General features: G+C 71.9%; 18 protein-coding genes and 1 pseudogene. 12 read left to right on the top strand and 7 right to left on the bottom strand.

The features are described 5' to 3' along the window. The 3 genes from PYV61_RS07080 to PYV61_RS07070 all read left to right on the top strand — a co-directional run. Nucleotides 1-1715, top strand: a 1715-nt coding sequence (locus PYV61_RS07080; RefSeq protein WP_275829790.1) for a TIGR03915 family putative DNA repair protein, incomplete at its 5' end; no start/stop codon positions are given. 217 nt (nt 1716-1932) lie between these two features. Beyond that, nucleotides 1933-2835 (top strand): DUF5937 family protein, encoded by a 903-nt coding sequence (locus PYV61_RS07075; RefSeq protein WP_275829788.1) that lies wholly within the window; start codon nt 1933-1935, stop codon nt 2833-2835. Continuing rightward, the gene (locus PYV61_RS07070; RefSeq protein ID WP_275829786.1) at nt 2832-3446 is read left to right on the top strand and encodes an HD domain-containing protein; all 615 of its coding nucleotides are present in this window, start codon (nt 2832-2834) and stop codon (nt 3444-3446) included. The genes PYV61_RS07075 and PYV61_RS07070 overlap by 4 nt, the downstream gene beginning before the upstream one ends. A gap of 55 nt (nt 3447-3501) precedes the next feature. Here the strand turns inward: PYV61_RS07070 and PYV61_RS07065 are convergent, their stop codons facing one another. The 4 genes from PYV61_RS07065 to PYV61_RS07050 all read right to left on the bottom strand — a co-directional run bounded on the left by PYV61_RS07065 (nt 3502) and on the right by PYV61_RS07050 (nt 6427). After that, nucleotides 3502-4053 (bottom strand): thioredoxin domain-containing protein, encoded by a 552-nt coding sequence (locus PYV61_RS07065; RefSeq protein ID WP_275829784.1) that lies wholly within the window; start codon nt 4051-4053, stop codon nt 3502-3504. Beyond that, on the bottom strand, nt 4050-5168 hold the full coding sequence (locus PYV61_RS07060) for an alkene reductase (RefSeq protein ID WP_275829782.1): 1119 nt from the start codon (nt 5166-5168) through the stop codon (nt 4050-4052). Before PYV61_RS07060 ends, PYV61_RS07065 begins: the two co-directional genes overlap by 4 nt. Before the next feature lie 98 nt (nt 5169-5266). Next, on the bottom strand, nt 5267-5557 hold the full coding sequence (locus PYV61_RS07055) for a metalloregulator ArsR/SmtB family transcription factor (RefSeq protein WP_275829780.1): 291 nt from the start codon (nt 5555-5557) through the stop codon (nt 5267-5269). A 348-nt stretch (nt 5558-5905) separates the two neighbouring features. Beyond that, nucleotides 5906-6427: a hypothetical protein gene (locus tag PYV61_RS07050; RefSeq protein ID WP_275829778.1), complete on the bottom strand. Its 522-nt coding sequence runs from the start codon at nt 6425-6427 to the stop codon at nt 5906-5908. 2 nt (nt 6428-6429) lie between these two features. Between PYV61_RS07050 and PYV61_RS07045 the strand changes: the two genes are divergently transcribed. From PYV61_RS07045 to PYV61_RS07020, 6 genes are all read left to right on the top strand, one after another. Next, entirely contained in the window at nt 6430-6738 is a 309-nt protein-coding gene (locus PYV61_RS07045; protein ID WP_345785220.1) for a helix-turn-helix transcriptional regulator, read from the top strand. A 30-nt stretch (nt 6739-6768) separates the two neighbouring features. Beyond that, entirely contained in the window at nt 6769-7785 is a 1017-nt protein-coding gene (locus tag PYV61_RS07040) for a PIN domain-containing protein (protein WP_275829776.1), read from the top strand. Nucleotides 7786-7844: 59 nt separating this feature from the next. Further along, nucleotides 7845-8438, top strand: a complete 594-nt coding sequence (locus PYV61_RS07035; protein WP_275829773.1) for a hypothetical protein — start codon at nt 7845-7847, stop codon at nt 8436-8438. Between the two features lie 30 nt (nt 8439-8468). Beyond that, complete coding sequence (locus PYV61_RS07030; RefSeq protein ID WP_275829771.1) at nt 8469-9377, top strand: hypothetical protein; 909 nt, start codon at nt 8469-8471, stop codon at nt 9375-9377. A 57-nt stretch (nt 9378-9434) separates the two neighbouring features. After that, nucleotides 9435-10409: a DUF4238 domain-containing protein gene (locus PYV61_RS07025; protein ID WP_275829769.1), complete on the top strand. Its 975-nt coding sequence runs from the start codon at nt 9435-9437 to the stop codon at nt 10407-10409. A gap of 171 nt (nt 10410-10580) precedes the next feature. Continuing rightward, a complete protein-coding gene (locus tag PYV61_RS07020; protein WP_345785219.1) occupies nt 10581-11423 on the top strand; it encodes a radical SAM protein in 843 nt (280 codons plus the stop codon). A gap of 31 nt (nt 11424-11454) precedes the next feature. Here the strand turns inward: PYV61_RS07020 and pepE are convergent, their stop codons facing one another. Then, nucleotides 11455-12168 (bottom strand): dipeptidase PepE, encoded by a 714-nt coding sequence (gene pepE, locus PYV61_RS07015; RefSeq protein WP_275829767.1) that lies wholly within the window; start codon nt 12166-12168, stop codon nt 11455-11457. After that, nucleotides 12165-12458, bottom strand: a complete 294-nt coding sequence (locus PYV61_RS07010; RefSeq protein WP_275829765.1) for a helix-turn-helix domain-containing protein — start codon at nt 12456-12458, stop codon at nt 12165-12167. Before PYV61_RS07010 ends, pepE begins: the two co-directional genes overlap by 4 nt. Nucleotides 12459-12653: 195 nt before the next feature. Here PYV61_RS07010 and PYV61_RS07005 point away from each other — a divergent pair, with 195 nt between their 5' ends. Beyond that, nucleotides 12654-13016 carry a VOC family protein gene (locus PYV61_RS07005; RefSeq protein WP_275829763.1) on the top strand — a complete coding sequence of 121 codons (363 nt, stop codon included), beginning with the start codon at nt 12654-12656 and terminating at the stop codon, nt 13014-13016. A 108-nt stretch (nt 13017-13124) separates the two neighbouring features. On the opposite strand, the gene PYV61_RS07000 is transcribed toward PYV61_RS07005, so the two are convergent. Continuing rightward, the gene (locus PYV61_RS07000) at nt 13125-16850 is read right to left on the bottom strand and encodes a carboxypeptidase-like regulatory domain-containing protein (protein ID WP_275829760.1); all 3726 of its coding nucleotides are present in this window, start codon (nt 16848-16850) and stop codon (nt 13125-13127) included. Nucleotides 16851-17047: 197 nt separating this feature from the next. On the opposite strand from PYV61_RS07000, the gene PYV61_RS06995 reads away from it, so the two are divergent. Then, nucleotides 17048-18559, top strand: a complete 1512-nt coding sequence (locus PYV61_RS06995) for an ATPase domain-containing protein (RefSeq protein ID WP_275829758.1) — start codon at nt 17048-17050, stop codon at nt 18557-18559. Beyond that, nucleotides 18556-19016: pseudogene (locus tag PYV61_RS06990) on the top strand (hypothetical protein); the annotation flags it as partial. The gene PYV61_RS06995 and the pseudogene PYV61_RS06990, both read left to right, overlap by 4 nt.

Raw genomic sequence — 19016 nt, 5'->3', positions numbered from 1 at the left:
CGCCGGCGCCCGCCGCGGGCGACGACGCCGCGCGCGTGCGGCGGCGCTTCGGCGCGCTGCTCGACCGCGTCGCCTGCCACCGCGACCCGGCGCGCTGGCACCGGCTGTACGCCGCGCTCTGGCGGCTGACGCACGGCGAGCCGCACCTGCTGGCGGTGCGCACCGACCCCGACGTGCGCCCGCTGGCCGAGATGGCGAAGGCGGTCGACCGCGAGGTGCACAAGCTGCACGCCTTCGTGCGCTTCCGCGTGGTGGCGGACGACGCCGGCCCGCGCTACGTGGCCTGGTTCGAGCCGGCGCACGACGTGCTCGCGCTGGCGGCGCCGCTGTTCGTGCGGCGCTTCGCGTCCATGCGGTGGGCGATCGTGACGCCGTTCGCGTCGGCGACGTGGGACGGCGCGTCGCTCGCCCTGGGCCCCGGCGCCCCGCGCCCGGCCGCCGACGGCGACGACGCCGAGGCGCTGTGGCGCACGTACTACGCGCACGTCTTCAACCCGGCACGCGTGAAGGTGCAGGCGATGCGGGCGGAGATGCCGCTCCGGTACTGGCGGAACCTCCCGGAGGCGGAACTCATCCCTTCGCTGCTGCGCGAGGCTCCGCACCGTGTGCGGGAGATGATCGAGCGCGCGCAGGCGGAGTCGGGCCGGGCGCTGCGGGCGGCGGACCGCGGATCGCACGAACCCGCAGCCCGCCGCCCGCAGCGTCCGGCGGAGGGGAGCGCCGCCCGCGCGCCGGAGCCGCTCGAGATCGACGGCTGCGAGGTCCGCGTCGGGACGGCGAGTTGGACCGACCCCACGATCCTCGTCCCCGGGCTGTTCTACCCGCACGGCGTCGACACGCCCGAGGCGCGGCTGCGGTACTACGCGGGGCGCTTCCCGCTCGCCGAGATCGACAGCACGTACTACGCGCTGCCGACGCGGAAGGTGGCCGCGCTGTGGGCGGAGCGCGCGCCGGCGGGGTTCGTGTTCGACGTGAAGGCGCACGCGACGATGACCGGGCACCCGGTCGAGACGGCGCGGCTGCCGCGGGCGCTGCGCGACCTGCTCCCGCCGTCGCTGCGCGGGGCGACGCGCGTGCCGGCGGGCGAGCTGCCGCCGGCGGCGACGGACGCGGCCTGGACGACGTTCCTCGACGCGCTGGAGCCGCTCGGCGCGGCCGGGAAGCTCGGGGCGCTGCTGCTGCAGTTCCCGCGCAGGTCCCGCCCGACGCGCGACGCGGCCGACGCGCCGCGCGCGCCGCGCGGGCGGCTCGTCCTCGGGTACGCCGCGGGGCGCGTGGCGGCGGTCGAGTTCCGGCACCGCGACTGGTACGCGCCGCGGCTGCGCGCGCGCACGCTGGCGCTGCTGGAGCGGCTCGGCTTCGCGCACGTCGTCGTCGACGCGCCGCCAGGGCACGCCAGCTCGGTGCCGATGGTCGCCGAGGCGACGCACCCCGCGCTGGCGATCGTGCGGCTGCACGGGCGGCGCGTCGAGACGTGGGAGCGCCCGGTGCAGGTGGTGTCCGAGCGCTACCGCTACCGCTACTCGGTCGAGGAGCTGGCCGCGTTCGTGCCGCCGATCGTCGACGTGGCCAAGCAGGTGCAGGGGGTGCACGTGGTGTTCAACAACTGCCACGCGGACTACGGCACGTCGAACGCGGACGAGATCGCGGCGCTGATCCGGCGGCGCGACGCGCTGCGACGCACGCTCCTCGACGGCCGCGCGGCCGCGGGCTGAGGCGCCCCGGCACGCCTCCCGGCGCGGGCGGGCGCCTCCACCGGCCGAGCAGCGCGCGCCACACGGCACGCCACGCGTCGCGCACGACCTGCGGGAGCGTGTACATCTCGGCCTGCGACAGCACGATCTCCACGGGCGGCTCCGGTCGGGGGGAGGCGCAACGTACGCGCGCCGGCGCCGCCGTCCGATTGATTCGGGTTCCGCTAAATTGTCGCGCGTGTACCGCTTCCACCTGACGCCCGAGGACCTCGCGCAGGTCCGCTTCGCCGTCGACCCGCTGTGGGAGTGCGTGGCCAGCGTGCGCGCGCTCGGCGCCCCCGGACGCCACGCGCTGCACCGGCCGTGGGCCGCCGAGGCGGCGGCCGCGGTGCGCGGGCTCGACCTGTCGCCGGTGCGCGCCCTGCTCCCCGACGGCGTGTGCCCGCCGCACGTGCTCGCGCCGCCGCCGGAGGGGCCGGAGCCGGCGATCGGCGACCAGATCGCGCGGCTGCGCGCGGCCGCCGCGCCGGCGCCGCTGGCCGACGTGCTGGCGGCGTACTGGGAGCGCGCGCTGGCGCCGCACTGGCCGCGCTTCGCCGCGGTGCTGGAGGGGGACATCCTGTGGCGCGCGCGCCTGCTGGCGCTCGACGGCGCGGGCGGGCTGCTGCGCGAGCTGCACCCGCAGGTGTGCTTCGCCGGCTCGGTGGTGCGGGTCGACGGCGCGGTCGAGCGCGACGTGCGGCCGGCGGGGCGCGGGCTGCTGCTGGTGCCGTCGATCTTCGCGTGGCCGGACGTGTCGGTCGCCAGCGACCCGGCGGTGCGCCCGACGCTGCGCTACGCGGCGCGCGGCGTGGCCGAGCTGTGGCTGGAGGAGTGCGCGCCGCCGCGCGGGGACGCGGCGGCGGCGCTGGCGGAGCTGAGCGGGCGCGCGCGCGCGCGGCTGCTGCTGCGCCTCGTCGCGCCGATGACCACCGGCGAGGTGGCGCGCCGCGCGCGGCTCACCGCCGGCGCGGCGTCGCAGCACCTGACGGCGCTGGCGGGGGCGGGGATGCTGCGGCGCACGCGCGTGGGGCGCCGCGTCTACTACCAGCGGTCGCCGCGCGCCGAGCGCGTGCTGGCCGCGCTGGAGGGGGCGACGTGACCGACCGACTGGAGGCGCAGCTGGCGTTCGTGCGCGAGCTGGACCGGCTGAAGCTCGTGCTGCGGCGGACGAGCGTGGGCGGCGGCTCGCGGCGCGAGAACAGCGCCGAGCACTCGTGGCACCTGGCGACGATGGCGGTGGTGCTCGCCGAGCACGCGCCGCCTGGCACCGACCTGGAGCGCGCGATCCGCATGCTGCTGGTGCACGACGTCGTCGAGATCGACGCCGACGACACGTTCGCGTTCGCGGCGCTGGCCGACCCCGCGGTGGCGCAGGCGCAGGTCGAGCGCGAGCGGCGCGCCGCCGACCGGCTGTTCGGGCTCCTCCCCGACCCGCAGGGCGCCGAGCTGCGCGCGCTGTGGGTGGAGTTCGAGAGCGGCGCGACCGAGGGCGGCACGCCGACGGCGCGCTTCGCGGTGGCGCTCGACCGGCTGCAGGCGATGCTGCAGAACGCGGGGAACGCCGGCGGCACCTGGCGCGAGGCGGGGATCACGGTCGCGCAGGCGTACCGCCGCATGGCGCCGATCCGGGAGGGGGCGCCGGGATTGTGGCCGCTGGTGGAGCGGACGATCAGTGACGCCACCACGGCGGGCTTTCTGAGACACGGATGAACACGGAAACCGGGGGAGAGACGTCAGCCTCGCGTCTCTCCCCCGGTTTCCGTGTTCATCCGTGTCGAAGCAGTTCCACGTCGCCGAGGATCGTCGGCGTCCCGCGCACCGCGTCCGCGCGCGCCGCCGCCTCCTGCGCTTCCAGCCGCGCGCGCACGTGCGCCGACTCGAGGTCGCGCGCGAAGCGCACCACGTCGAGCCCCAGCGCCACGGCGATCGCGGCGAGCGACTCGGGCCAGAGCGGCGCCGGCGCGTCCATCATCGCCTCGTGCATCGCCCAGAACTTTCCCTGCGCCCCCGCCGCCTCGGCGGCCGCGGCGGCGCGTCCCGCGTTCGGGAAGGCGCCCGGCGGCGCGTAGTGGCGCCACTCGACGCGCGCGCGTCCCGACTCGGCGAGCGCGCGCAGCGCCGGCCAGGTGCGCCGGCAGTCGAGGCATTCGTAGGTGCCGTAGACGACCAGCGTCGCCGGGGCGTCGAGCGAGCCGGTGACGCGGCCGACGGCGGGGTCCCCGGGCCGGGGCGACGGGGAGGCGTGCCGCGCGCCGTCGCGCGCGTCCGCCGCCGCCGGCCGCGGGGACTCGGTGGGGATCGCGAGCGCGCCGCTCATGCCGCGCGCGCCGGGAGGAGGGCCTCGTCGTCGGCCCACACCGTGCCGTCGTGCTGCGGGTAGTCGACGTAGCCGCGCGCGTCGCCGCCGTAGAACGTGGACGGGTCGGGGGCGGCGAGCGGCGCGCCGTCGCGCAGGCGGTCGACGAGGTCGGGGTTGGCGACGAACGGGGCGCCGAACGACACCAGGTCGGCGCGGCCGGCGCCGAGCACCGCGTCGGCGCTCGCGCGGTCGTAGCCGCCGTTGACGATCAGCGTGCCGCCGAAGGCCGCGCGCATCGCGTCGGTGAACGGCGCGCCCGCCGGCGCCGGGTCGACGAGGTGCAGGTAGGCGAGGCCGAGGGGGGCGAGCAGCCGGGCGACCGCGGGGAAGGTCGTCGCCGGGTCGCTGTCGTGCATCGAGTTCACCTCGGCGCCCGGGGAGAGGCGCACGCCGACGCGGTCCGCCCCGATGGCCGACGCCGCCGCGTCGACCGACTCGAGGAGCAGGCGTGCGCGCCGCTCGACCGGGCCGCCGTAGGCGTCGGTGCGGCGGTTGCTGCCGTCGCGCAGGAACTGGTCGAGCAGGTAGCCGAAGGCGCCGTGCAGCTCGACGCCGTCGAAGCCGGCCTCCAGCGCCCACCGCGCGCCGTCGCCGTACGAGGCGGCGATGCCGGGGAGCTCGTCGATGTCGAGGGCGCGCGGCGTGACGTAGGGCTGCATCCCGTCGCGGGCGCGCACGAGCCCCTCGGGGGCGATCGCGGACGGGGCGACCGGTCGGGCCGCGTCGGGGAAGAGCGACGGGTGGCCGACGCGCCCGGTGTGGAGCAGCTGGGCGACGATGCGGCCGCCGCGCGCGTGCACGGCGTCGGTGACGCGGCGCCACGCCCCGCGCTGCGCCTCGGTCTCGAGCCCCGGCGTGTTCGGGTAGCCGTAGCCGCGCGGGTGCGCGTGCGCCGCCTCGGAGACGATCAGCCCCGCGCCGGCGCGCTGCGCGTAGTAGCGCGCGGCGAGGTCGGGGGGGACGCGCGCGTCGTCGGCGCGGCTGCGGGTCATGGGGGCCATGACGACGCGGTTGGGGAGCTCCCAGGCGCCGACGCGCGCGGGGCGGAACAGGGGGGACGTGGGGGTGCTCATCTCGGCCTGCCGGTTGGGGGGGAACCTTCGCCGATCGTGCAATTGTACAAGCGTCTAATTATCGACCCGGAAGCAGCCCCCTCGCGGGGGCGGGCGCCTCAGCCGACGGGGGCGGTCAGCTTCAGACGGCGGTCGAGCTCGGCGCGGTAGGCCTCGAGGACGCCGGGGCGCAGGCGGTAGTGGCCGTGCTGCCCCTCGCGCCGCGGCTCGATCAGCCCGGCGTTCGTCAGCTCCTTGAGGTGGTGCGAGATCGTCGCCTGCGACACGGGGAACGTCTCGACCATGCGCTTGCACGGCAGCTCGTCGCACCCCGCGATCATCTCCAGCAGCTCGAAGCGGCGGGGGTCGGCGAGCGCCTTGGCGACGCGCGTGAACTGCTCCTGGTCCATGGGCGGGCAAGCTACGGGCGGTCAATCGATAGATCAATAGGCGATCATCTAAATATCGCCGGCGGCCGACATTCGGGTTATGTTCGGCGACCCATGCGCACCCTCCCGGTTCTCCCGGTCCTCGACGCGCAGTCGGACATCGTCTACCACGAGACGACGCCCCGCTCGGTGCTGAACGCGCCCGAGGCGACGGGGATCGGGATCTGGTCGCTGAACCCGTACGTCGGCTGCGCCTTCGGCTGTGTGAGTAGCTACGCGAAGGGCATTGTTCACCAAGCCGAATCTGTCCCGAAGCCTAAATGGAGACGGAAGAGGAAGAGGGCCGACAGTCAGCGCTGCCGGCCCTCCTTACGATCCACGTTGCAACGCCTCGGCGACATCCTTCTGGAAATCCCTCCGACGCTTGACTCGCTGCTCCCGGGCCTCGCGGACACGCTCGACGACCTGCGCCCATGGGATGCCAACCAGCGCCTCGTCGAGCAGTCGTCGGAGCACTTTTTCTGTGCGGACCAGAGCATCCGGGTTCACCACGCGTAGTCGCTGCTCCTGGGGGGCGAAGTCGTACTTGCAAGCGGGCGGGCTCTCCCACGCGAATCGGTACTCGCCGTCCGCGACGGCTAATAGAGCAAGCCGATCCCCTGGCAGAAGGCCGTAGAGCTTGGGATCCTCTTCGAGGACGCTGCGGCGCTCCGTAAGTACGCGGCACAGCTTCGCGGCGCGCTCGTGATACAAGGCCGGCACCGGACTCAAGACGGCGAATCGGGCGAGCGAATCACGAGCCCCGAAAGGCAGCGAGTCGAGCGTCGCGGTCCGTAGGCCAAGGTAGCCACGGGTTAACGCCCTCGGCACACGGGAGGAGTTCTCGACCATGGATGGTACTTATAGTCCGTGGACTCATAAGCGTCAAGCCGAGAGGCTTGCCGTCCATGCCTCGACAACCGTCCGCTGGAGAACGAGGACCCGATCGCCAGGGCACACTCCGAGCCTTTGGACTCAAGGTCCGCGACGTACGCATCGCCCGTGGGCTATCGCAGGAGCAGTTAGCTGCCGCCTGTGGCCTCGACCGGACGTACATCGGAGGCGTCGAGCGCGGCGAGCGGAACCTCGGACTCCTGAACATCGTGCGCATCGCGCGCACGCTATCGTTGAAACCCGCCGAGTTGCTGGAGACTCTTGAATAGGAACTCTACGAAACGCCTAGCCGCTCCAGCATGAACATCTTCATCGACACCAACGTCTTTCTCTCGTTCTTCCATTTCTCCAACGAGGACCTTGAGGAACTGAATAAGTTGAGCGTGCTGCTCAACAAGAAGAAGGCAAGGCTATTTCTCCCAGAGCAGGTACGGGACGAGTTCGCGCGCAATCGCGCAGTGAAGATCGTGGATGCCGTCAAGAACGTCCGGGGCGCGAAGATTTCGCTTTCGTTTCCCCAGATGTACAAGGACTACCCCGAGTACGCTGCTACGCGAAAGGCGATTCAAGCAGCCGAGGATCAGCTAAAGCGTCTCAACGCCCGGGTCGAAGCAGACATCGACGCGGTCACACTCAAGGCTGATCAGGCGATCGCGACGTTGTTCAGCAACGCGACCACATTCCCCATTTCGGACGACATACTCGCACGTGCGCGGCGGCGGGTGGACCTCGGCAATCCGCCCGGGAAGAAGGGATCGCATGGAGATGCGGTGAACTGGGAGACGCTCCTTGAGCATGTCCCCGATGGCGAGGATCTCTACATCATCTCGAACGATGGCGACTTCGCATCCGACCTCGACCCAGACACGTCGATCGACCCTTTTCTAGACAACGAATGGCAGAAGAGGAAGCAGTCGCACGTCATGTTTCACAAGCGACTCTCCAGCTTCTTCCAGCAGAAGTTCCCCGAGATCCACCTAGCGAGTGAGCTAGAGAAGGAGCTTCTGATCGTAGACCTCGCGAACAGCAGTTCCTTCGCGGGCACGAAGCAGACTCTCCGCACCCTGCGCAACTACACTGAGTTCACACCAGCACAGGTGAACAGCATCCTTGAGGCTGCTGGCTCGAACAGCCAAATCCACTGGATTATCAAGGACACAGACGTTGAGCCGTTCTTCCGACAGTTGATCAATGACTACAAGTCGAAGATCGACCAATTGATCCTCACCCGCGTCTTGTATCGCCTCGGCGATGTCAACGTGAGCACGTACTTCGCCGCCGTCTTCGGTGAAGATTCAGCAGAGGAGGAGCAGTAGCTGCGTCATCCCGCGTGAGCTAACAACCACGGACGCAGAGATCGTCCACTCCGCACCGCATGCCGATCATCGAGCCAGTTACACCGAGCAACCGCTCACTCCGCGATCTTCCAAACGGCGAGAAAAACGCCGTCGAGATTCCGACGGGGGCCGCATCCTGGCATCGTTTCGCTTTCTCCTACAAAGCCACCGCCGACCGCCTGGCGGATACACTGGAGCGAGACGCATGGCGGCATGGATTCGCTCTCGGAGCGCCGATGATGTTTCTCTATCGGCACTACGTGGAGACGCACCTGAAGTCGCTCCTAGTAGACGCGGGTGAACTACTCGACGATCCGCAAGACGTCCCCCTTGAGCACTATCTCGTGCGGCTCTGGGGACGAGTACGAGCCCTGTTGCTGCGCGTCAGCCCGCAGTCTGACGGACCGTGGTTCCAGCGAGCGGACGCGGTTATCCGGGAGCTTGACTCAATCGATCCGACCTCTTTCGCATTTCGCTACCCGGTTCGGAAGGATGGATCAGACTCACTCGCCACGGCTCTGATGGTGGATGCTTCCAATGTTCGCCAAATCATGGAAGAACTCCACATCCTGCTTGATGGCGCTTCCAGCCAAATCGCTGAGTACATGCAGTACAAGAATCAGCCGTACTGACATAGACCGCTCCCTCCGTAAGCCGATCGCATGGCGAGCAGGCTCCCGCCTCATTTTCTCGATCTGGTCGCGAATGCACTGCTACAGTCGTTTTGGCGCAGGCGCGCGCTCCATTCGTTCCTGCGACGTGTCGGCATCCGCGAATCGTTCCTAGCAACGTGGCGCCAGGAAGAGAGTAAGCGCGACCTCATTTACCGCATGTTCCCTGTTCTCGAAAGGACAGAAGCGGGAACCGAAGCGATACAGCGCATGGCACGCGAGCTGGCTGACCAAACTGCCTTCCCTGACCTAGAGGGCTGGGAAGAGTCGGTACAGATGAAGGCGCGCGCCGCCACCGCGGTAAGGGACCTCAGCGCCTATCTAGCTAAGCAACGGCAGGTGTTCGCGGACGAGAAGGCACAGGCAGAGTCGCGCAAACGCGCCCAGGCGATGCGCGAGGAGCGAGCACGGCAGCAAGCCGACTTGGACGCCCTTCGTGCCCGGCTCGACGGCCTTGCACAGCGGATCGGCAAGCAAGACGCCGGCTATGAGTTCCAGGGTTGGTTCTACGAGCTAGTCGAATACTACGAGGTCGTGAATCGCCGGCCCTATGTGACGGCAGGCCGTCAGATTGATGGATCTCTGACGGTGGACGGCACTACCTACATCATCGAACTGAAGTTCACGGCGGAGCAAGCCGCCGCGACCGATGTCGATAGCTTCTTCAAGAAGACGCACGACAAGGCCGACAACACGATGGGCGTCATGGTTTCGATGTCTGGATACTCCTCAGTGGCAGTTAAGGGAGCATCGGGACCGCGTACGCCTCTGCTGCTACTCGACTACGGCCATCTTTACCGCTTGCTGAGCGGTACGATAACGCTCCAAGAAATGGTCAATCGACTCCGACGTCACGCATCTCAGACGGGAGAAGCGTATCTTCCTGCTGCGGACCTCTAGTGCGCCGCACGGCGAACACGGGAGAGCCGCAACCCTGCTCAGTACAACCTGCGCGTCGTGCCTGCTAACCGCCGCCAGCACTATGTGCCCCAAAGCTATCTGCGGGCATGGTCTCCAAACGGCACTCACGTTTGGACTTACGACACCTACCGCGATGCACACGCTCTGCTACCGACGCGCGATGTAGCGCAAGAGCGCTATTTCAATGATGCCTTTCGGCGCCGACCGCACGCAGCCGACGACGGATTTCCGGCGGATGCGATTGAGCGGCAGTTCCAGGAGTGGGAGAACGACTTCCTGCTGGCGCGAGACGTGGCCCTCGGTGTAGCTCAGGGAACGAGAGAGGGCACGCTGCTGGAGCGTCGACAAATGAGTATCTGCATCGCGCTCCAGCTACTCCGGACAGCGCAACTCCGCGACATCCTCCTCCAGCAGGCGGCACAACCTCGGTCGGGGGAGGCGGGCGACCTGATCGGGTGGCTGCCTGCCGATCTAAGGGCCGAGATCGCGCGGAACCCTGCGTTCGCCACGGAGCACATTTCGCTAGTCCAAGCATGCTTGCTTTGGGAAAGCATGATCGTCCCTGAGGTCGCTGCTGAACTGTATCACTATCTGTGGGTCGTGGCCGTCAACCGGACGCCGTGGCCGTTCTACACGACTGACGCACCCGTTGCAGCATTAGCGCACCCGCATGCTCAACCACCGTTCCATCCGAAAGCACACTCGTTCGGCACAGGGGCTATGCGCCATGATGTCCTCAAGCGGCTGTATATCCCGGAACCAGAAAAGGGTGGCTTGGAGCTTATCTTTCCGGTAGCTCCGGAGTGCGCGCTGTTGATGTTTCACCCCTGTGACTTCGCCGAGACGCTCGGCGAGAAGCAAGGAAAGGTGCTGGCACTCGGCGGGGAAAGCGCGCAACTGCGGAACGTGGTGATTGCTGGCAGCGCCAGACGTCAGGTTTTCAGTTGCTCCGATGACTTCCAACTAGCGCGCGCTGCCAAGCGTTACAACGACCAGCGGAGCCCCAGCTGACTTGACTACTGGAACAGCCGATGGGAACGGACGCCTTTCCAGACGCTCAGCTGGCGCGATCAACTACCTGAACCAAGCCGTCCAACCAGTCTGTAGCATTCCAGTTTAAGCTGCGATATATCGCAGTTCGGCTGCGCGTACTGCTACGCGCGCTACGCCCACCGGTACGCGATGAAGCGCGCGGGGAATCCCGGGTCCGACGTCGAGGCGCTGCCGCCGTGGCTCGCGTTCGAGCGCCGCATCCTGGTGAAGCGCGACGCGCCGGACGTGCTGCGCCGCACGCTCGCCTCGCGCCGCGCGCGCCTGCGCCCCCTGCTGGCCGGCGAGGAGACGCTCGTCGTCGGCACGGCCACCGACCCGTACCAGCCCGCCGAGCGGCGCTTCCGGCTCACGCGCGCGGTGCTGGAGGTGCTGGCCGAGCGGCGCGGGCTGAAGGTGGTCGTCATCACCAAGAGCGCGCTGGTGGCGCGCGACGCCGACGTGCTCGCGCGGCTCGCGGAGCGGGGCGCGGTGAGCGTGCACGTCTCGCTCATCACGCTCGACCGCGCGCTCGCCCGCCGCGTCGAGCCCCGCGCGCCGACCCCCGAGGCGCGGCTGCGCGCGGTGGAGCGGCTGGCGCGCGCCGGCGTCGACGTGGGGATCAACTGCATGCCCGTCCTCCCCGGCATCACCGACCGCCCGCGCGACCTGGCGGCGCTCGTCGCGCGCGCGGCCGAGGCGGGGGCGTCGACGGTGGCCGCGGGGGCGCTACGGCTGCAGCCGGCGGCGCGCGACCGGTACCTGCCGTGGCTCGGCGCGGAGTTCCCCGCGCTGGCGGCGCGCTACCGGGCGACGTACGCGCGGGGGCACTACGCGAGCGATGCGTACCGGCAGGGGCTGCACGACTACGTGGTGCGGCTGTGCGAGCGGCACGGGCTGCGGGTGCGGGACTACAACAAGCGGGCGCGCGCGAAGCCGGGCGTCGTGTCGGAGCAGCTGTCGCTGGAACTGCCTTCGACAGGATTACAGGATTGAACGGGATTCACAGGAAAAGAGCCCTTTCCTGTCAATCCTGCAGAATCCTGCAATCCTGTCGAAGCTCTTGCACCTCCTCCCCGGCGCGGAACACGAAGGCCGGGTGCTCGCCGCGCAGCGTGACCTCGTCGCCGCGCACGTCGAGCCAGTCGCCCTCCGGCAATCCGATCACCGTGGCCTCGGGGTTCGCGACCAGGAACTCGGCGATGCGCTCGCGCCGCGTCTCGCCCTGGAAGCCGGGCGGGTGCGCGTCCGTGAAGTGGGCGTTGATCTGGAAGGGGACGAGTCCCAGCGCGCCGAAGCCGTGCGGCGGGTGCACGATGGGCATGTCGTTCGTGGTGCCGAGCGTCGGGCAGGCGACCACCGAACCGGCGCTCCAGCCGACGTACGGGACGCCGGCCAGCGCGCGCGCGCGCAGCGCCTCCAGCACGCCGGTGCGCTGCAGCGTCGCCAGCAGGTGGAAGGTGTTGCCGCCGCCGACGGCCACCGCCTCGGCGTCGCGCACGCACCCGGCCGGGTCGTCGTGCGCGTGCACCGGGTCGACGGCCACGCCGAGTGGCGCCAGCGCCTCCGCGACGCGCGCCGCGTAGGCGTCCCACGACACGCCGACGCCGGCGTACGGCACGAACGCGACGCGCCGCACCCCGCGCAGGTGCGCCGCCAGCGCGTCGCGGCAGTGGTGGAGGTAGCGCCCCTGCGGGTCGCGCGAGTTGGACAGGAGCAGCAGGCGGAGGTCGGACGTCATCGGGTCGCTCGGTCCCAGGGGCGCAGCGCGCGGTAGCTCGGCACCGCCGTCGTCGATTCGCGCGCCGCCGACACCAGCCGCCGCCGCTCCAGCGTCGCCAGCGCCCCCTGCACCGCGCGCTTCGACAGCCCCGTCGCCTCGGCCAGCTCGCGCAGCGACAGCGCCGCCTCGCGACGCCCGCCGGCGGTGCGCTGCCAGAGCACGAGGTACACGAGGAACGCCGACGGGCGGCGGTCGTGGCCGACCAGGTCGGGGAGGAGGACGTCGAGGATGTAGGAGTCCAGGAGCATGCCGCTCGACGGCGGGAGTCGTCACTACGGGAGTCGCGAGAGCGGGAGTCGAAACGGCGCACTGCGCGGTCACGACTCCTGCTCCAATAAGTGGTCGAACGACGACTATGGCAACCACTGCCATGGCACGCGCTGCGCGACTGGACGCCCCCGCCCCGCGCCCCGAGATTCGTCGCGCCCCCCACCCCCACGACCATGATCCGCGGCGTCAAGTTCGTCAGCATCCCCACGCGCGACCAGGACCGCGCGCTCGACTTCTGGACGACGAAGGTCGGCTTCCAGATCGCCACCGACCAGCCGTTCGGCGCGCAGCGGTGGATCGAGCTGCGCATCCCCGGCGCCGACACGCGCTTCGTCCTCTTCACGCCCCCGGGCCACGAGGACCGCATCGGCGGCTTCACCAACCTCGCCTTCTGGAGCGACGACCTCGACGCCACCTACGAGCGGCTGACCGCCGCCGGCGTGGAGACGCTCGGGCCGCCGAAGAAGGAGAGTTGGGGGAGTTCGCTGCTCTTCAGGGATCCGGACGGGAACACGTTCGTCATCTCGACCAAGTAGGAAGGGCGGGAGTCGTCACGGCGGGAGTCGACAAGGCGGGAGTCGTAAGCGCGCAGTGCGCCGTTACGACTCCCGCTCCGATGACTCCCGCTGTCGTGACTCCCGCCGTCAGAAGGAACGCCGCTGGACGGGGCGCCTCCACGCCTCCGGGTCGTACGGCACCGGGAACCCGAACTGCCACTGCGAGTTCTCCCGCTCCTTCTGCGGCGTCGCCGCCATGCGGACGAGCATCGGGAACAGCTCGCGCTGCGTCGGCGTGAGCACCGAGTCGGCGGCCTCGGGCTGGCGCCAGAAGACCTTCCAGTACGCCTTCTCCACCTTCGCCACGCTGTCCAGCTCCGCCTTGCCGGGCTCCCCCTCGGGGCGCGAGGCGAGGTAGCGTCCCAGGTCGGCGTACATCGCGCGCACCTCGGCGGAGTAGGCCGAGTCGGCGCGCTGCAGCGCCGCCGTCTGCGCGCGCGACAGGAAGAGCGAGTCGCTCTCCGAGAGCACCGCGCGGTGGATGTTCGAGGTGCGCGAGAGGTAGAACGCCGTCAGCGAGTCCGCCGACCGGCGCGTCCACCCGCCGTCGGGGGCGCGCACCGGCTCCAGCGCGCGGCGCAGCTGCTGCACCGGGTACGCGACCGCGAGGTCGACCGAGAAGTCGATCGACAGGCGGAACGGCTCGCGCAGCAGCGTGCTGCGGCCGCGCGTGTCGCCGAAGCGCGGGTTGACGTCGTAGCGGAAGCGCCGCGACGCCGCGTCGAAGCCGCGCGGCACCAGCAGCACGGGGTCCGGCTGCGCCGAGCCGCCCCAGCCGCGCAGGCCCTCGTCGCCGTGGAAGAGCTGGTCGAGCCCCCCGAGCACGTTCGACAGGTAGACGTTCGTCGTCACGCGGCGCGCCCACCGGCGCGGGATCGGCGGCCGCCACTGCATGTTGAGCGTCTGCGTCCACGGCCCGCGGCAGCCGTTGCGCGCCGCGACGCGCCCCGCGTACGCCGTCAGGCACTCGCGCGCCCCGTCGGCGCCCGAGGCGAGCAGCGTGCGCAGCTGCGCCGCCGTCTGCACGTCGGCGTCGGTCGCGGCGTCGGGGACGAAGGCGCGGTCGCCGCCGCGGCCGTCGCCGTTCACGTCCCCCTGCACCAGCGGCGTGAAGGGGAGCCCAGACTGCGCGCGCGCGAACAGCGTGACCGTCCCCACCTTGGCCGCGTTGAAGCCGCTCGTGATCACGAAGGCGTGGCGCGCGTCGTTCGGGCCGGCCGCCCACTCGCGCAGCGTCGGGTCGCCGAACGCGGCGCCGTCGAAGCCGCGGAACTGCCGCCGCGTCCCCTGCAGCGTGTACCCGACCGACCCGAAGAGCTGGTGGCGCGAGCGGAACTTGAACACGTCCGGCTGCACCGTGAAGGTGAGCTGCCCGCCGTAGCCGCGCAGGTCGCTCGTCCGCACGCCGACGCGCCCGTAGTCGGCGCTGCGCCGCGCCTCGGCGGCCGACACGGCGCCGCTGGCCGGGTCGATCGCCGCCGGCGTCACGAACACCGGGCGGTTCCCCTCCCCCGCCAGCGCGAAGCGCGAGGTGCCGGCGAAGTTCGCGTCCACCACGCCGGGCTGGTTCAGGTCGTACGAGCCGAGCGCGTTGACGCGGAAGAGGACGCGCCGGAAGCTCGTGTTCCAGTCGAGCGTCGCGCGCCACGAGCGCGGCACGTCGTACGACGGGTCGATCAGCGTCACGCTCGGCGCGCGCTCGGCGAGCACGCCGCCGCCCCCCGCGCACTCGCCGGGGATGGCGGCGGGGTTGGACGCGAACAGCCCCCAGTCGGCCTCGGGGACCGCGGCGCCGACGCACGACAGCACCGACGTGCTCCCCGGCAGCCCGGTGCTCGCCGACGCGTCGGCCAGGAGCCCCGGGCGCAGCAGGTCGCGGAACTCGCCGATCCCGCCGCGCACCACGCCCGCCGTCGTGCGGTAGAAGCGGCCGACGGGGCTCTGGCTCGTCCCCGAGCCGTTCTCGCGGTCGCGGTTGTAGGTGAAGGAGAAGCCGGCGCGCGGGCTCACGTGGACGCGCGCCGGCGCGGCGCCGGTGCGCACGCCGAGCGCCCGCTCGAGCGCCGCGTTGGCGGGCGGGCGGTCGCCGAACACGTTGGCCTCGACGCGCGCGCCGTACAGCACGTTGAACCAGCGCGACGGCGTCCACTGGTGCGCCAGCGCGGCGGCGCCGTTCCACACCGTCCCCACGCGCTCCGGCTGCGACAGCGTGCGCGTGAAGCTGGCCGGCCGGTTGGCGGCGAAGTCGTCGATCGAGTTGAAGCCGTAGTTGCCGAGCGCGTTGCCGACCGCCTCCTGCCGCAGCCCGTCGCCGCGCATCCACGCCAGCGCCTTGAAGCGGTGGCGGCGGCCGCGCGCGTTCCAGATCGTCTCGTTCGCCCCCTCGACCGTCCACCGCCGCTCGTCGCTGGCCACGAACGGGCCGCCGCCGAGCGTCACGCCGGCGACGTCGGTCCGGTCGTCGAGCGTGGGGGAGCGCACGAGCACCGTGGCGCCGGGGAGCGCGCGGTAGGGCGTCGCGGCGTTGCGCACCGCGTTCGCGCTCAGCCGCGTCTCCGTCAGCACGCGGCGCCCGGGGCCGACGAAGTCGCCGAACACGAGCTGCCCGCCGTACGACGTCTCGCGCCGCCGGCCGCCCACCGACGGCGCCGTGAGCGGGCCGAAGCCGAGCGCCCCCTCCCTGGTGTAGCCGGCGTAGCTGGTGAGGGTGCGGGTGCGCAGCGAGTCGCGCGTGTCGTCGAGGCGGCCGAGCCAGGTCACCGCGTCACGGTTGCGCGCCGACGGGATGCCGCCGCCGGTGAGCGGGAGGCCGAGCGGCGCCGTGAGCGCGAGCAGCCGCGCCACCGAGTCGGGGGAGACGCCGGCGCGCAGCAGCGTCTCGGCCTCGGCGTTCAGCAGCGTGGCCGGGTCGCTGGTGTTGCGCGCGACGTCGAGGGCGACGTTGTAGGTGAGCGCCTGCCGGATCAGCTCCCCGTCGGCGCCGAGCGAGCCGCGGAAGCCGCCGTTGGCGGCGCCGCTGGCGCGCCCCACCGCGTCGGTGAACTGCAGCTGCGGCGCGTCGAGCGTCAGGAAGCCGTTGCGCCGCTGGTAGAAGCGGTCGCCCGGCCCGAGGCGCACGTCGATGTTGGCGCCCGAGAAGCCGCCGCGCGTCGGGTCGAAGGTCGCGCCGGTGACGCGCGTCTCGGTGCGCGCCGCGCGCGGGATCGAGCCGCCGGGGAGCGCCATCCCGTTGAGCGTCGTCAGGTTCGACTCGCCGCCGACGCCGAGGATGGCCGGGCCGGTCGGGGTGAGCGTGACGCCCGGGATCGTCCCCGCCAGCGCGCCGAGGTTGCCGGCCGCGGTGGGCGGGAGCTGGCCCTGCACGCCGTCGGCGTACTTCTCGGCGGCCCCGGTCTCGGGGGTGAACGGGGTCACGCGGTTGTCGGCCCGCACCGGCGCGCGCTCGCGGATCTGCACCGCCGCCAGCGTCGCCAGGTCGCGGCCGAGGGCGAAGTCCGCGACCAGCTCGCGCTCCGTCCCCTGCCGCTCGACGCGCCGCCGCGCCGCGCGGTAGCCGGGGGCGGCGACGTGGACGAGGTAGTCGCCCGTCCCCGGGTCGAAGCGGACGCTGTAGCGCCCGAGCGAGTCGGTGGTCGTGGTCTGGACGAGCCGGTCGGGGCCGCGCGTCACCGTGATCGCGGCGGCGAAGACGGCGCGCGCCGAGTCGTCGGTGACGCGGCCGCGGACGACCTCCGGGCCGCCCTGGGCGGCGAGGGGGGCCGCCGCGGCGGGGAGCAGGAGCGCGAGGGCGAGGGCCGTGATGCGGCGGAGCATCGGCGGGGATCGGGGGTGGGGCGCGGCGGGGGCCGCGCGGCGTCCGGGTGTGACACCCGTTTCGGGGACAGCGTTGCTCGGCGCGGGGTCCTGAGGGCGCGCGCGCCCGGCACGCCCCGGCTTGGTTTCTGCTACGTGACTGCCGTTTCGCGGCCGTCCGGCCGGCGGAGCCGCGGACGCCCCACTCCCACCCGCTCGTGACCAGCACTCCCAGCGCGCGCCGCGCCCCCACCGGCATCGTCGGGCTCGACGCGATCCTCGGCGGCGGCCTCCCCGTCGACCACCTGTATCTGCTGGACGGCTCGCCCGGGACCGGCAAGACCACGCTGGCGCTCCAGTTCCTGCTGGCGGGGCGGGCGCGCGGCGAGCGGGGGCTGTACGTCACCCTCTCCGAGTCGCGGGCGGAGCTGGAGGAGGTCGCGGCCTCGCACGGGTGGGAGCTCGACGGGATCGACGTCTTCGAGCTGGGGCCCGAGGCCGGGCACCCGTCCGACGAGGGGTACACGATCTTCCACCCCGCCGAGGTCGAGCTGCAGCAGACGGTCGACGCGGTGCTCGCCGCCGTCGAGCGCGCGGGGGCGACGCTGGTGGTGTTCGACTCGCTGTCGGAGATGCGACTGCTGGCGCGCGACCCGCTGCGCTTCCGCCGGCAGATCCTGACGCTCAAGCAGTTCTTCGCCGGGCGGCACTGCACCGTGCTGCTGCTCGACGACAAGACGGCGCCCGAGGGGGACCTGCAGCTGCACTCGCTGGCCCACGGCGTGGTGGTGCTCGAGCACGTGACCCTGGAGTACGGCGCCGAGCGGCGGCGCCTGCAGGTCGCCAAGCTGCGCGGGCTGCGCTTCATCGGCGGCTACCACGACTTCCGCATCCGCACCGGCGGGATCGAGGTGTTCCCGCGCCTGCAGATCCCCGAGCACGCCGGGGCCGACGCGGCCGTCCCGCGCCCGTGGTCGAGCGGGTCGCCGGAGCTGGACGCGCTGCTCGGCGGCGGGCTGCAGCAGGGGACGAGCGTCGTCGTCACCGGCCCCGCCGGCACCGGCAAGTCGGTGCTGTGCGCGCAGTACGCCTGCGCGGCCGTGCAGCGCGGGGTGCGGGCGCGCTTCTACCTGTTCGACGAGCGGCTCAGCACCTTCCGCATGCGCGGGCTCGGCCTCGAGATGGACCTCGAGGAGCTGATCGCCGACGGGCGGCTGGTGCTGCAGCAGGTCGAGCCCACGCAGCTCTCGCCGGGCGAGTTCGCGCACCAGGTGGTGGACGCGGTGGAGCGCGACGGGGTGCGATTGATCGTGATCGACTCGCTCAACGGCTACCTGCAGTCGATGCCCGAGGAGCGGCTGCTGCCGATCCAGGTGCACGAGCTGCTCAGCTACCTGGCGACGCGCGGGGTCACCACGATCATGACGCTGGTGCAGCGCGGCGTCTTCGGCAGCCCGGTGGACGAGGCGGCCGAGGTGAGCTACCTGGCGGACACGGTGCTGCTGCTGCGCTACTTCGAGGTGCACGGCGCGGTCCGGCAGGCGGTGTCGGTGGTGAAGAAGCGGACGGGCAACCACGAGCGCAGCATCCGCGAGTGCCGCGTGGCGAAGGGCGGGCTGCAGGTGGGCGCGCCGCTGCGCGAGTTCCAGGGGGTGCTGACGGGCGTGCCGCAGTACCTGGGCGAGTCGGGGCCGCTCATGCGCAGCGCCGGGGCGCCGGCGTCGGAATGAGCGCCGCGCCCGCCGCCGCCCCCGCCGCCGGGCCGTACGTCGCCGTGCTGGCGCCGACGGGGCGCGACGCGCGGGTGGCGGGGGCGGTGCTCGGGCGCGCCGGCTTCCGCGTGCGGGCGTTCGACGACATGCGCGCGGGGTGCGCGGCGGTGGCGGGGGCGGGGGACGCCGACGGCGAGCCGGGCGTGCTGCTGGTGCCCGAGGAGGCGCTGCGCCCGCTGCCGCGCGCCGAGCTGCTGGCGGAGTTGGCGGCGCAGCCGGCGTGGTCCGACCTCCCCGTGGTGCTGCTCACCGGCGAGGAGGCGCTGTCGCGCGGCGTCCCCGCGGCCGCCGCCTCGGCGGCCCACGCCGCGAACGTCACCCTGCTGGAGCGCCCCGTGCGCGTCGCCACCCTCGCCACCACGCTCGGCGACACGCTGCTCGCCCGGCGCCGGCAGCTCGTCGTGCGCGACCATCC

Origin of the sequence: Roseisolibacter sp. H3M3-2 (genome assembly GCF_029211165.1) — a bacterium.
Classification (GTDB): Bacteria; Gemmatimonadota; Gemmatimonadetes; order Gemmatimonadales; family Gemmatimonadaceae; genus Roseisolibacter.
This window is presented reverse-complemented; position numbering and strand designations above follow the sequence as displayed.